This is a genomic window from Oceanobacillus massiliensis str. N'diop, assembly GCF_000285495.1.
Lineage (GTDB): Bacteria > Bacillota > Bacilli > Bacillales > Amphibacillaceae > Oceanobacillus > Oceanobacillus massiliensis.
Genome location: NZ_HE610976.1, coordinates 497,072 through 511,174, shown reverse-complemented (window position 1 = coordinate 511,174; position 14,103 = coordinate 497,072). Strand labels below are relative to the sequence as shown.

The 14,103-nt window shown below is 41.8% G+C and carries 14 protein-coding genes; 11 read left to right on the top strand and 3 right to left on the bottom strand.

Annotation, left to right across the window (positions count from 1 at the left end; genetic code table 11):
* The first annotated feature begins 4 nt into the window (after positions 1 to 4).
* From OMHG_RS02590 to OMHG_RS02565, 6 genes are all read left to right on the top strand, one after another.
* Positions 5 to 790 carry a hypothetical protein gene (locus OMHG_RS02590; protein WP_010648065.1) on the top strand — a complete coding sequence of 262 codons (786 nt, stop codon included), beginning with the start codon at positions 5 to 7 and terminating at the stop codon, positions 788 to 790.
* Between the two features lie 56 nt (positions 791 to 846).
* On the top strand, positions 847 to 1,566 hold the full coding sequence (locus tag OMHG_RS02585; RefSeq protein WP_010648063.1) for a hypothetical protein: 720 nt from the start codon (positions 847 to 849) through the stop codon (positions 1,564 to 1,566).
* Positions 1,567 to 2,121: a signal peptidase I gene (lepB, locus tag OMHG_RS02580; RefSeq protein WP_010648062.1), complete on the top strand. Its 555-nt coding sequence runs from the start codon at positions 1,567 to 1,569 to the stop codon at positions 2,119 to 2,121.
* Between the two features lie 187 nt (positions 2,122 to 2,308).
* A complete protein-coding gene (locus OMHG_RS02575; RefSeq protein WP_010648060.1) occupies positions 2,309 to 3,172 on the top strand; it encodes a sulfurtransferase in 864 nt (287 codons plus the stop codon).
* 218 nt (positions 3,173 to 3,390) lie between these two features.
* Positions 3,391 to 3,588, top strand: coding sequence for a carbon storage regulator (locus OMHG_RS02570; protein WP_010648058.1), 198 nt, complete (start codon positions 3,391 to 3,393; stop codon positions 3,586 to 3,588).
* 76 nt (positions 3,589 to 3,664) lie between these two features.
* Positions 3,665 to 4,825, top strand: a complete 1,161-nt coding sequence (locus OMHG_RS02565) for a flagellin N-terminal helical domain-containing protein (protein ID WP_010648056.1) — start codon at positions 3,665 to 3,667, stop codon at positions 4,823 to 4,825.
* 735 nt (positions 4,826 to 5,560) lie between these two features.
* On the opposite strand, the gene OMHG_RS18920 is transcribed toward OMHG_RS02565, so the two are convergent.
* The gene (locus tag OMHG_RS18920; RefSeq protein ID WP_010648055.1) at positions 5,561 to 6,112 is read right to left on the bottom strand and encodes an LAGLIDADG DNA endonuclease; all 552 of its coding nucleotides are present in this window, start codon (positions 6,110 to 6,112) and stop codon (positions 5,561 to 5,563) included.
* Between the two features lie 261 nt (positions 6,113 to 6,373).
* Here OMHG_RS18920 and OMHG_RS02555 point away from each other — a divergent pair, with 261 nt between their 5' ends.
* Positions 6,374 to 7,000, top strand: coding sequence for a metal-dependent hydrolase (locus tag OMHG_RS02555; RefSeq protein WP_010648053.1), 627 nt, complete (start codon positions 6,374 to 6,376; stop codon positions 6,998 to 7,000).
* A gap of 36 nt (positions 7,001 to 7,036) precedes the next feature.
* Here the strand turns inward: OMHG_RS02555 and OMHG_RS02550 are convergent, their stop codons facing one another.
* Both OMHG_RS02550 and OMHG_RS02545 read right to left on the bottom strand, forming a co-directional pair.
* Positions 7,037 to 7,534: a GNAT family N-acetyltransferase gene (locus OMHG_RS02550; protein ID WP_010648052.1), complete on the bottom strand. Its 498-nt coding sequence runs from the start codon at positions 7,532 to 7,534 to the stop codon at positions 7,037 to 7,039.
* Positions 7,535 to 7,811: 277 nt separating this feature from the next.
* Complete coding sequence (locus OMHG_RS02545) at positions 7,812 to 9,824, bottom strand: methyl-accepting chemotaxis protein (RefSeq protein WP_010648050.1); 2,013 nt, start codon at positions 9,822 to 9,824, stop codon at positions 7,812 to 7,814.
* Positions 9,825 to 10,561: 737 nt separating this feature from the next.
* Between OMHG_RS02545 and OMHG_RS02535 the strand changes: the two genes are divergently transcribed.
* The 4 genes from OMHG_RS02535 to OMHG_RS18205 all read left to right on the top strand — a co-directional run bounded on the left by OMHG_RS02535 (position 10,562) and on the right by OMHG_RS18205 (position 13,905).
* A complete protein-coding gene (locus tag OMHG_RS02535; protein ID WP_010648047.1) occupies positions 10,562 to 11,059 on the top strand; it encodes a cation:proton antiporter regulatory subunit in 498 nt (165 codons plus the stop codon).
* Positions 11,059 to 12,189, top strand: a complete 1,131-nt coding sequence (locus OMHG_RS02530; RefSeq protein WP_010648045.1) for a cation:proton antiporter — start codon at positions 11,059 to 11,061, stop codon at positions 12,187 to 12,189. The genes OMHG_RS02535 and OMHG_RS02530 overlap by 1 nt, the downstream gene beginning before the upstream one ends.
* 94 nt (positions 12,190 to 12,283) lie before the next feature.
* Positions 12,284 to 13,261, top strand: coding sequence for a Gfo/Idh/MocA family protein (locus tag OMHG_RS02525; RefSeq protein WP_010648044.1), 978 nt, complete (start codon positions 12,284 to 12,286; stop codon positions 13,259 to 13,261).
* A 356-nt stretch (positions 13,262 to 13,617) separates the two neighbouring features.
* Positions 13,618 to 13,905, top strand: coding sequence for a hypothetical protein (locus OMHG_RS18205; protein ID WP_147628996.1), 288 nt, complete (start codon positions 13,618 to 13,620; stop codon positions 13,903 to 13,905).
* Positions 13,906 to 14,103 lie beyond the last annotated feature (198 nt).

Here is a 14,103-nt window from a genome sequence, read left to right as displayed (position 1 = left end):
TGATATGAAATTATTATTAGGAACGGTAAAAGGGAAATTGATTGCAGGAACTGCAGCAGCAAGCTTAGTAGTAGGCGGAGGATTTGCGCTAGCCAATACAGATGCAGGTGCACAATTGCAAGCTTGGTACGATGCTGCTTTTGGCGAAACAAAAACGGCCATTGTCGATGAAGTAACGGACTATGGTGAAGGCTTACTCCCAGGATTATATAATGAATATAATGGGATGAAAGCAGATGCAGGGACAGCAATTAACACAACAGCAGACAGTGAAATTGGCGATGCCCAAACATCCATCACCAATGCTAAGGATAGTCATCTAGCTGCATTAGAAGGTACGAAAGAGGAAATATTAGCAGATATTCAAAGACAATTTAATGATGAAGTTTTCTTGGAGGGGTATTTCCAGATACAGAATTTAGCTGGACAAGCTGAAACATATGCTACGAATGAGCTAACAGCATATACAGATGCCAAAGGCAATGAAGCTGTAGCAAAAGTTACCGATGATTTGGAACAGGCCAAAAGTGATGCCGTTTCCGACTTAGAAGCAGCAATTGCAGCAGCAATTGGTGAGCTTGAAGCAGAAATCGATAATCAAGAAGAAATTGTGACACGTAATCTGAAAAACCAAGTTGACTGGGCAATTGATTATGTCCGAGCAACGTTAGAGGAACTCTTGGATGAACTTGTTGAAGAACAGCAGGTAATCATTGCAGATGCGGCTGCCGAGCTTGAAGGAGATGCAATAGATGCACTGGATGATGTTGTAGCAGGTATGGGTGAGTAATTTTGCAGAAGGGTCTCTAATCGAGGCCCTTTCTCTATATGAAGGAGGTTTTGAATATGTTTGCACGAAAAGAAAAGCATAAAAGAATTGGCGGGCGCTCCCGCTCAATAAGTTTAAAAATAATGATGGGAAGCATATTGTCCGTTATCGTCATTTCCGGAAGTATAGGCATTGTATTTGCCGACCAGGATCTCGAATCGGTATTGCTTAACTGGTTTAACAATAAGGAAGCAAGTGCAATTTCAGACATCGATCTTGCTGTTGAGAAAGAAAAGGCAGAGCAAATGAAACGCTTGAAATCAGCCATGCAGGAAGAGATAAAAAAATCTGAAATAGAAATGGACAATTTTAAAGATAAAGAAAAACAGAAAATAACGGCCTCACTGAAACAATATGCTGATCAATTGATAAGTGGCATGGAAATCGATAATACAGAAGAAAAGAGCCAATTAAAGAGTCAATTGGAATCCATTTTATCGGATGCCGAAACCAAGATGCAGCAAGTTTACATACCGGATGCGGATGCCTCACAAGAGGATCATGCAGAAAAAGAAAAAGACGATGAGATTCGGAATAAGGAAGTAATCAGTAAGGAAAAGGCCAAAGAGAGTGAAGCCTCCTCGACAAACGATGATGCGGAATCTGAAACAGCCGACCAAGCATTTGATGAAGAATCCGGAAATGAGATGCAACCAGAAGCGATGGATGAAAAAGAAAACACTGAAGAACAAGAAGGCGGTAGCAACAAAATTTTAAACGAACAGGGGGACGAATAAGTGGAATCAAACCTGTATGAAATGAATGAACCTGCAGTAATCAAAGAAAAAAAGGAGAAGGATATAACAAATATCGGCAGCTGGATTGTTTTTGCCGTGATACTAGCCGTCGTATTTTTCACGTTTCGCTTTGTGATTGGAATAACCGTTGTCAGTGGCAATTCAATGTCACCTAGCCTTGAGGATGGCGACTTTTTGGTTTCCAGCAATATCTTTTATACACCGGAAGCGAACGACATCATTATATTCCATAATGAAAATGGATTTGATGTCATTAAACGCGTCATTGGACTGCCAAACGATACAGTGGAGATAAAGAACGGTGTGGTGCTGATTAATGGAAATCCGCTGAACGAGGACTATATCGCAGGAGCACCCAATGACATGGCGAAAATCACCGTGTCAGAGGATTCCTATTTTTTGATGGGGGACAATAGAACCCCGGGCGAGAGTCTGGACAGCAGGAGCCCGGATGTTGGAACAATCGCTCGTGACGCGATTCGGGGAGAAGTCTTTGTTTCTGTATATCCATTCGATTTATTATCGACTAAGTGAGGGGACATGGAGCTTTTGCTGTGTTCCTTTTTTTATGGGAGAAATTCGTTTCCTTATATAATTTTCCTTACATATTCGGATAGGCAATTAAATTGAATTTGAAAATCGGGGTGCTACTATAATTATAATTCATAGTAAAAACATGAGAATAATAATATATGCTGGAAAATAAGAGGAGGAGAAAGTGATGAACACGATCCCGTTGGTCGTTACAACAGAATGGCTGGAAGAAAGACTGGATGATTCCAAGTTGAGATTGATCGATGCAACAACCTATATGCAAACAGAGAATGGGGAAGTGAAGCTATGGCCGGGAAGAGAGACCTTTTTAAAAGGCCATATACCTGGCGCTGTTTTCGCTGATCTAATGAATGATTTCTCGGATCCGGAGGCAGATTTCGGATTTACTGCTCCATCGCGCGAACAGTTCATTGAGAAAATAGAACAGCTTGGTGTCGGCGATGAGGATACATTCACTGTCGTATATGATCAAACCTACGCAAACGTTGGTTCAGACGCCATTGCATCGGACTGGGCATCCCGCCTCGCCTGGCAGCTACGCTATGAAGGGCTTGATAATGTAGCGGTACTTGACGGAGGATTCGCAAAGTGGTCCGAAGAGAATCGGCCTGTTTCCACTGAAGTCACAGCCTATCCTAAAGCAGTATTTACAGGAAAACGCCGACCGGAACTATTCGTGAATAAAGAGGACGTAAAGGCAGCGCTGGATAATGACAATGTGATTCTGCTTAATAGCCTGGGGGAAGCGGATTTTAATAGCGGACGGATTCCAGGCAGCTGCAATGTTCCCTTTATCAGTCACTCCAATCCAGAGACAAAAGGACTTTATGACGAAGAAAAATTAAAGGAAGCATTCGAAAAAGTTGGCGCACTCGACCCGAACAAAAAAGTCATTACCTATTGCGGTGGAGGGATAGCAGCTACTTGGAATGCACTCCTTCTGAATAAGCTGGGCCAGAAAAACGTGGCAGTCTATGATGGTTCAATGGTGGAATGGACAGCGGATAAGGAATTACCGCTAGAGAAGTAGCAGGGTTTAATAGTGGATTTGATGGCGAACAGTGTGGGAGCTGTTCGCTTTTTTGTGTGTGGTTGGAATAAAGAGTGAGACTTAAAGAGTGCTGTGTATGATTAATGAATGAAGGAAAAATAGGTCCTTAAACTAATATTAAAATTTTTTTCTAAAAAAGTTAAACATTATCGAAATGTGCCGATATATATAATAGATCATCAGGGAGGATGATTAGCATGGCCTTAACGTTAGGGAGACAACCCGGAGAAAAGCTCTACATCATCAGTCCAAATGGCGAGGAAATAGAAATTGAGGTCGTCAAAGGCGATCGCAACAAGCCTGAGGATTATATACGATTACGAGTGAATGCTCCAAAAGATTTCAAAGTTCTCAGAGGAGAGCTGCATACCAATTCTGGTATTAACCCCGAATAAGGGTTGATATATAACGCGGGACATAAGGATGTGACCCGCAAAAAAACAAATACACTTACATGGAGGTAAGGAAAACATGATTATCAATCACAATATTTCAGCTCTTAACGCACATCGCCAATTAGGAGCAAACCAAAGTTCAACACAAAGTTCTTTAGAAAAACTTTCTTCAGGACTAGGAATCAACAAAGCTGGAGATGACGCAGCAGGTCTTGCTATCTCTGAAAAAATGCGTGGACAGATTCGTGGATTAGAGCAAGCTCAAAGTAATGCTCAAGACGGTATTTCTTTAATTCAAACCGCTGAAGGTGCATTGAATGAGACCCATTCAATTCTTCAGCGTATGCGGGAGCTAGCTGTACAAAGTGGAAATGATACGAATACTGATTCTGACCGTGCTGAACTTCAAAAAGAAGTAGATCAGTTAGCAAATGCTTTAACTGATATTTCTGAAGACACGGAATTCAATACAAAGAACCTATTAAATGGTCAATTTAAAGGAACTTTCCATGTTGGAGCTAACGAAGGACAAAATTTATCAATTGAAATTGGTAATATGGGTGCAGAGAAACTAGGAGTTACTGAAGATTACACAGTAGTTGCTGATGCAGCTTCCGCAACAGCAGAAGGCGATATCTATTTCCAAGCTGAAACTGCTGGTTACGATGCTCAAGAGGTTACAGCTGATTCTACTGATGGCTCAACAATTTCTTATACAGATACTGAAGGTAATACACAAACTGCAACTTTTGATACAGATGGTTATTACAATACTAATAATCAATTAGTACTTGGAGGACCTCAATTAGATGCAGATGCAACTGCTGACATTGCAGCTGGCGAAGGTTCAGAAGCAGGTTACTATAATCATGAAGATAAATTAGTAATTGCTTCTGAAACTGAAACTCACTCAGCAGGTGATGCAGTGCAAACTGGTATCAATATTTCTTCTCAAGAATCAGCTGATGATGCAATCACAACTATCCAATCAGCTATTGACACAGTTTCAGCAGAACGTTCTAAACTAGGTGCTGTTCAAAACCGTTTAGATCACACTATCAACAACTTAGGAACTTCTGCAGAAAACTTAACTGCTGCGGAATCACGTATTCGTGATGTTGACATGGCTAAAGAAATGATGGAGTTCACAAAGAACAATATCCTTTCACAAGCAGCACAATCTATGCTGGCTCAATCAAATCAAATGCCACAGGGAGTATTACAACTTCTTCAGTAATTGATTTGAAGGGCGTCTAATCTGGTAACGGATTAGAGGATCACTGGGTGAATTGCTGGAACTTCCTAAAGTGTTTTGTACCACTGCGGAGCTGGAAACGGCAGACGTGAAGGTTAGAAAAACAAAACAATAATACAATGGATAATCAGCAGCCAAGCGCCTGTGGCGAAAGCCTGGCGAAGGTTCAACGACTAGAATGCACTGCCTAAAGTGAAAACCATGGCAATGAGATTCGTAGGGTGATGATAGTTTTCATCATTCGAAGTGCCCAGCCCCTTATGAGAATAAGGGTGAAGATATAGTCTATTCTACGATCGAAAGACGTAGCGGCAAAGCAAGCCAACCAACAACCACAAGGTGTATTACAATTATTACAATAATCACTATAGAAGAAACTCTAGCTTATCAACTGCTAGAGTTTCTTTTTTATGGGATTTTACCGCTCTTTCTAAGCTCTGATAATTTATAAACTATTGACCAATAGCTCCTATTGACTTGTGCAGCTATTTCCTTGTCCGTCTTCCCTTCTGATTTTAATGAAATTATCATTGGACTTCATTTGAAGAATAAGTCCTTGTTCTGCTGGAATCGCTTGCTATAACTTGATAGTCAGGATACACTTTTTTTAATTTTTCAGCTTCTGTTTTAAACCGATATTCCCAATTAGTTTTGTAATACATAGTAGGGCAAGTAAAAGTGACTGCGGAAATAGTATTCAGATACATAAATGTCTATTCAACGGATGTTGTCCTCAATATATAACCATAACCATCCTTTCTTCTTACCTATCTTTAAAGTGATATTGAAAGTGGTTGATATATGTGTATTTAGGATATGTAGGTCTTCGAGGTGGTAATTCTGCAAATAGAGATATATATGTGGGGTGAGGTAAATTCTTTTTTTATGCGGATTTATTCTCGGTGTGATGCATAGTGAACCATCATCCATATAAAGTATTGCCAGGAAATGAGGCAATGTACAGTGTTCTAATAGCTTGGCAGGTATCTGCTTTTTACCATCCGTGCTATAGAAAAGGGGATATAATTCTGTGAAAAGCGGTGAGGACTTCGAACGTAGTGTGCTGCTCTTTGATGTGAGGTAAAATAGACCATTCATATAGCCTTCCTTCCACTTTCGATATTCCAGCTGTTGAATACCGTAGTGTTCACGATAACTATTATTCTTTCTCCTGCTGTTCTTATAAATCTTAGTAATTTCACCATCACCAAGAATACTTGCAATTAGTATATTCCTTTGTACTGGCTCTAGATCAATAAGACTATCCACTGCTATTCACCTCAATGGGAACATGTGTTTCTATTATAACATAATTCTTATAATTTAATTGCTAATCTATTTAAATATATCTAAATCACAATTAAAGTACTTCATTCTTTACTCAGTTGAATGCAGGATGCTGATAGGGTTAAGAAACGATAAACTTCGTTGAGATGCAATGTCCCATTAATTTCTAATTTCACCCATTTTCCTGTAAAATAAAATGCGGTGTTTTTATAAACATACTTTCATATAAAGGTGGCGTTCATCATGAATGGAACAGCACATGTTGCCATAGGCGCAGCAACCGGGTTTATCGTCGCCAATCAATTCAATTCCACTCCAACCGAGACATTGGTTTTAGTAGGGCTCGGCGGTGTATCCGGATTGATGCCTGACTTGGATGTTGATGGCAAGCTTCGCAATCGAATCACCTTTTCCCATAAGGTCATCCAATCGGTCGCACAATTGATCGGGCTACTGATGATCATCTATAGCATTTATGAGGGAAGTGCTGGGAATCAATATTCCGGGGTTGGAATCGGTGCGGTGATGCTGATCCTATCTTCTCTGATCAAGCAAAAGCATATGCTGATGATTACGGGAATCGGAGTTGTCGCCGGCGGGATATTCTTACAGGAAGCATGGCTTATCCTGCTTGGTGTATTTATTTTGGTTGCATCCTACGTTTCACACCGAAGCTATACCCATTCGATATTGGGGGTTATTTTTTTCGGATTTATTGCTTCCAAATTAGAGATTTCACTTGGGATGAATGGGGTTTACTATGCCTGTCTCATCGGATACATCAGTCATTTGATTGCCGACAGCAAGCTGCTGCCAGTCAATAAGCGTGGAATTAAATTATTTTTGCCTGTTTCATCAAGGGAATGGTAATCGGAGTACAGGCCTATGCCTGACTCCTTGTCCCATTTAAAACCGCTTCTCGAATCCGAAGAATGCCAAATCCCTTTCAGCCGTATAATACGCCCCAGCCTTTTTATAACCGAGCCGGGCAAATAGACGCTGCGCCTTCTCGTTAATGGAATAGGTATCAATCTTCATACCGGATAATCCGAGCTTCTGAAAGAATTCCTCCACAAATGTGATCAGAGCTGAAGCGACATTTGACTGGCGCTGATCCGGATCAACCGTCAAACGGTGAAAGGTTCCGCAACCATCAATGGGAAATGTCCATTCTACTTTTTGGTAGTCCTTCGTAAAGTTTTGGTCTGCCGTAATGAATCCCGCAATTTTACCAGCTTCCTCATAAACGAATAGGGAAGAATGGAGAATGTCCTCCCTGAAATGACCAATCACTGGATATGTTTCATCCCACTGGTCACTGCCCTCTGCATTCATGACCTTAACGGCTCTGCCTGCAATGCTGACAATTACCTCTAAATCCTTCATAGTGGCAAGCCGAATCATAGGCTTCCTCCTTTTAAAAGTGAATGTTTTAAGTGCCGTAGTTATTATAATACAATGCTATTTGAAAGGAAAATTTCCGGAAGTCGGATCAGAACAGTTTCTTGTTTTGCGCCACACATTTTATGGCAATCGGAAATTTTGAGAGGCTGTGAAGATGTGTCTGGATCGATTATGGTTCCAGAACTTGCAATATGGATAAGAGTAGCTCTTCTTATAAGCATTGACCATTAAAGAAGGTTACCACCAGTTCAAGCGGTAACCTTCTTGGTCAAGCAACTTAATCCGCTATTCTAAATTTCCTGACCTGTTCCTGCATTTCAGTCGCATAATTCTCCAATTCACCAGCCAGATGGTTCAGCTGCTCCATCGATGCCGTCTGTTCCTCAATCGATGCTGATACTTGCTCGGTCCCTGCTGCCGTTTCTTCGCTGACCGCTGCGATATTCTGTGTATTGGAGGAGATGATTTGCTCCTGTTCAACCATCGTTTTCATGACGTCCATCGCTTCAATGATTAATTGGTTGTTTGTATGGATGGCTGATTGAATGTCGGTAAAAGCCTGCTCCGTATCATTGACGGATTTCGCTTGTGTTTGTATGACGTCATTTGTCTCGCCGATTAATAGGACGGATTGCTTTGTTTCGGCTTGCATTTCTTCAATCAAGATTGAAATATCCCCTAGGGCACTCTCTGATTGTTCGGCAAGCTTTCGCACCTCGTCAGCTACTACTGCAAAACCACGTCCATTTTCGCCCGCCCGTGCCGCTTCGATCGCTGCGTTTAATGCGAGCAGATTCGTCTGGCTGGAAATGGCTGCAATTTTAGAAACGATGTCATTGATGTTGGTCGATTTTTCATCTAATGATTGAATCGCCTTGGTCACTTTAATGGTGATTTCACCGGTATTCTTGGATTGTCTGCGCAGCAATTGGACCGTCTCCGTACCCTTTGCGGAAAAATCATTCATGACCATGGATTCTTGATGGATGTTATTGTTATAGTCTTCCACCTGTTTAATATAGGTGGATAAGTGTTCGATTGCGGCGGCATTCTTTTCCATCAATTCCGATTGGTCACCAGCCCCGCCCGAGATCTGCTCCATAGTTGTTGCAACTTCATTGGATGCGGCAGCATTCTCCTCAGAGCTTGCCACTAATGTCTGTGATGCCTCCGATACTTTAAAGGATATATCATTAATGTTAACCATCATCTGCTGTATCCTGCGCAGCATTTTTTCAAAGCTTGCCGAGAGCTGGCCAATCTCATTGGTGGATGCAATATTCGTCCGGGCTGACAGATTTCCCTCTTCCACCTCCAGCATGGTGTCCTGCAACGCGTTAATCGGCTTCGTAATTCGTTTCGAAATCCAAAAAGCGATGATAAAAGCAAGGATAATAATACCGCCGAGTGTCAGCAGTATCGGCAGCAGCGTCTTTGTTGCAATACTCTCAAATTCACTCTCAAAGACAGTCTCGGCCAATACCCAGCCCGTAATGCCGTTTGTCGCATAGCCAAGCAGTTTGTTATCTCCATCCTCTTGATAGTCTACGAGACCACTGTCGCCGCTCTCCTGAATTTTATCGTAAACAACCCCGTCCGCAGCACTTTCGCCAAGCAGTTCTTCATCCGGATGTGATATATAGTTGCCGTTGGGGCTGATAATCATCGTATATCCTGATTCACTCGAATTTGTGTTATTCGCCATTTCCAGTAAGGTGTCAACCAGAATATCCGCCCCATTGGCCCCAATCAGGTTGCCATTATCATAAATGGCCTGTGTAGCAGTGATGACCATATTGCCGGTAGCGACATCAACATAAGGCTCCGTCCAGACGACTTCTCCCTCTGCCTCCACAGCCGCTGTATACCAATCTCTAGTCGTCCCATCGAAATCTCCCAAATCCGCATCCGGATAGATCGTCGTATTCCCATCCGGGCTTTCCACTGTATAAAGATTGATAATATCCTCATCCGCCTCCGCAGTAGCCTCAAAGAGACCCATTACTTCATTATAATCTTCATTCCTGTCAAAATTTAAAATAATATCATTTTGCGCAAAACGTTCCAATATATTTTCCTTATTCGTAAAAAATGTATTAAAGGTATCATCTAGGCTCTTCATCTGCATCTGGATGGCATTTTCTTTCTCGGTAAGCAGTGAATTTTTACTGAGTGTGTAACTGGTAATGGCAATAATGGTCCCGGCAATAATGATTAATGCCAGAAACGGTATCAGTATCTGATGCTGCAGTTTACTCGGTCTTTTACCCTTCGATTTATCTTTTTTCATAAATACCTTACTCCCTCTAAACTGTATTTTGAATAATATGTATATTTTATATATCGACCAAATTATTTATATTTTTAGAAAATATTTCAATTTTTGCAGGGGAAGTAGTGAAATATGCCTAATTAGTAGAGGGATTGCAGAAATGGGGATTCCTGTGAGGAGACAATTTGACATAAAGTTCTACTATATAGCAGAATTCGAGCAGCTCCAACCCAGTATCGCGCGACACGCCCCTGTTTCGCGCAATCCTCTCCCAGTTTCGCGCGACTCCACCCCAGTTTCGCGCAACTCCCCCAGTTTCGCGCGACTCCCCCGCAGTTTCGCGCAACACCCGCCCAGTTTCGCGCAACACCCGCCCCAGTTTCGCGCAACACCCGCCCCAGTTTCGCGCGACTCCACCCCGGTTTCGCGCAACTCCACCCCAGTATCGCGCAACTCCACCCCAGTATCGCGCGACTCCGCCCCAATATCGCGCAACTCCACCCAATTTTCGCGCAACTCCCCGCCAGAGCAATCCCACCCAATCCCCACGCAACTCCCCGCCATAGCAACTCCACACAATCCCCACGCAACTTCCCCCCCCGCGGACGTGAAGCTGTACTCGACAGTGAAGATTGTGCAGGGATCCAGAAGAGACTTACCAACATACCAACTCGATAGGTAGACGCTCCTAAGTTAGGTTTTCATTATTTAGGGTATATAAAGGGAAAAACGTAACTGAAAAGAAGGAGCACACTATGAAAATAAATATTAATGAGCTGCCAGGTGTGGGGAAGAAAATATCATTTATTAATGGAAATGACCAAATGCTTGTCTTGGTTACCCACCATTCAGGGAGAAGAGAATTATATTTTTTTGAAAATAAGGATGATGATGAGTCCGTTTCTTCTTTCGCCATGTCTTCCGATGAGACAAAACAGCTTGGTACTCAGCTGCTGGGCAGCGCTGCTTCATTCGATAATGGGGAAATGCAGAAAATGAAAATAGCCGGAAAACAGATCATATTGGATTGGATTAAAGTAACCAATAAGATGAAAATAACCGGCATGGAAATAGGGGAAATCAATCAGTTGATTCCTTTGGGTGCTTCTTTTATTGGCATTATTCGGGATGACGAGTTTACAGTGGAATTGGAGGAAGACTCCAGAATAGAAGCAGATGACACGATTTTGATTGTTGGAAAAAGGGAAAAGGTTTCCGAGTTTGCTGAGCAATGTAAAGGGGACATCCGATAATGGAAATTCCTGAATTACTGAGCGCAGGCATCCTCATCCTCATCCTGTTTGTTGCTGGAATTACTGGTATGAAATTTAAAACCCCTGGGATTATTTTGTTTATTATAGCTGGAATTATTGTAGGTGGGTTCCTATCAGATACACATCTGCTTGAATTTGCAGGAGAAGTAGGCATTGTCCTTCTCTTCTTTATGATGGGGATGGAGTTTCCAATCACGCAGCTTTTATCGATGGCAAAAAAAGTATTGGCATCAGGACTACTGGATTTGGCTTTGAACTTAGGGGTCACAACCATTATTTGTATGCTGATGGGATTAGGCTTTACCACATCCCTTGTCATTGGCGGTGTAGTGTACGCTACAAGTTCAACCATTACAGCGAAAATGCTTGAAAACACGAAACGAATGGCAAATCCGGAATCCGAATACATGCTTGGGCTGCTCATTTTTGAGGACATTATTGCACCTATTGTTGTGGCTATACTGCTTGGAATGTCCTCTGGCTCTGAAGTGACTTTCACCTCGATGGGAGGACTCATCTTAACGGTAATAGTGATGATTGCAGGCGCCGTTCTGATGGGGAAATTCATCTTCCGCAGGCTTGGACCGTTTTTTGAGAAATATATGAATGATGATATTTTCATATTATTTATTATCGGAATGGCCCTTACATATGGCGGACTGGCTGTGTATCTGAACTTGTCTGAAGTGCTTGGAGCGTTTCTTGCCGGAATCATGATTGCCGAGGTACGCAAATCCGATGAACTGGAAGAGATGGTAATATACAGCAGGGATTTACTAATGCCAGTATTCTTTCTATACTTTGGTACCACCATCACATTAGATAAAGGTGTACCGATGATTCATTTATTGATTGTTGTACTGCTTTGGTCCATCGTTGCAAAAATCATTACAGGATATTTTGGCGGCAAATGGTATGGCCTTTCCAATAAAGTATCATTAAGGGCAGGACTATCCCTGACGCAGCGTGGCGAGTTTTCCATCATTATTGTGGGAATCACATCCGGAACTGTAAGCGTATTTGGCAGCATTTATATATTGCTATCTGCCATCATAGGCGTCACCCTATTCCAGCTCGCCCCCAAACTCTCAAAAAAAATATTCACTTAAGAGTGCCTGTCACTTCCCGAATTTTGTCGAATCCCCCGGAGAGGGTTTTTCATGTTAAGATAGGGTTAAAGAACTTAACATAGGGGTGAATGAAATGAACATAGCAACTATTGGTACAGGGAGTATTGTGGAACTGTTTCTTTCAGCGGTTGAAGAGGTTGACGGTGCGCAATGTCTGGCGGTCTATTCACGTAAAGAGGAGACTGCAGAACGTTTAGCAGATCAATTCGACATCTCTGCAATTTATACCGATCTGGCTGAGATGCTGCAAAACGAAGCAATCGACTGTATTTACATAGCTTCGCCAAACAGTCTGCATTTTGAACAGGCATATCTTGCTCTTCAGCATGGTAAACATGTAATCGTTGAAAAGCCATTTACATCGACCTCACGCGAGGCAGAACAATTGATTGAGCTTGCGAAAGAAAAACAGCTGATGTTATTTGAGGCAATATCGACCATTCATATGCCGAACTATAAATTGATTCGAAATCACCTTGATAGCCTCGGGCCAATCAAATTCATTCAGTGCAACTACAGTCAGTTTTCAAGCAGATATGAAAAATTGATGAATGGCGAGACACCGAATGTTTTTAATCCGAAATTCTCTGGTGGAGCACTCGCGGATATCAACATTTACAATATGCATTTTGTGATGAATCTTTTTGGAGTGCCAGAGAGGGTCAGCTATATGGCAAACAAGCACGCAAATGGAATTGATACATCAGGTGTGGCTGTGATGAAATATCCAAATTATATTGCGGAATGTGTTGGAGCAAAAGATACACAGAGCATGAACTTTGCGATGATCCAAGGAGAAAAGGGATATCTAAAGGTAGTAGGCGGAGCAAACGGCTGCCAGGAAGTGGTCATTACAAATGGGGACAGGGAAATAACGATGAATGCCCAATTGAAATCCAATCGCCTTTATTATGAAGTCGCAGAATTTCAAAAGATTTTTCAAATGAGAGATTTCCAGCGGTGCTACGATTTGCTTGATTATACGAAGTCGGTTGTGGGAGTTCTGGAATCAGCAAGAAAAGACGGCGGAATATCATTTGACGCTGATTGATTGAATGATGGATGGAAACATGGGGGCTTCGCTTACTCGCGAGAGCAGTTCCCATGTTTTTAATTTAGTGCACCTGACTAGTTGGTTGAGCATGACCGAATAAAATAGTGACATATTATTGCGGCGATGCTTATATTATTATGTGTAATAGGTAAGTGGCCTTCCAGGTTTTGGCATCCTTTTTAACAGCATGGAAAAGGGATTTCTCCTGCATGTAAGGATTCTTTTCCAGGTCTTTGGCTGGGGGTGTTGATTGTCGCAGTGAAATTATAGTTTCCTTATGCACATATTGGTTGTATAATTGTCTTAATCTTCGAAAGGGGGGCTCATATGCGGAAATACTCCGTTTTTTTATTTTGTTTACCATAATAGGCTACTCCTATTACTTCATGGATAGCGATTTCCATCATAATGGCACCTTCGTTCTTGAAGATAATCCAACGATAAGCAGCTCCGTTTCAAGTGATTTTCAGCCAATCGATGTTGACAACAATAAAAAGGCAGCAAGCACCAACCATGAGATCTTGTTGTTTGCTGCATTAAATCTGATAATCTTCTTTAACTGCTTTATCCAGCTCATTAGAAGACTTATATTACTGACACCGATTTTTTACCAATCAAACTACGTGGCTTCTCTCCATTGAAAAAGTAGAATGCTTTAATCTTTTTCGATGGAGGGAGGAAGGACCAAATGATATGGTTTCGTTTTGTAATTATAGGAATGCTTTCGCTGACCGCAATTTCTGTACTCTCATATCAAGGAATAGAATTTTACCACGCATTAAAAGATTATTTAAACCTAAATAAATATTTATAGAAGCCGCCCATTGGGGTGCCTGTCA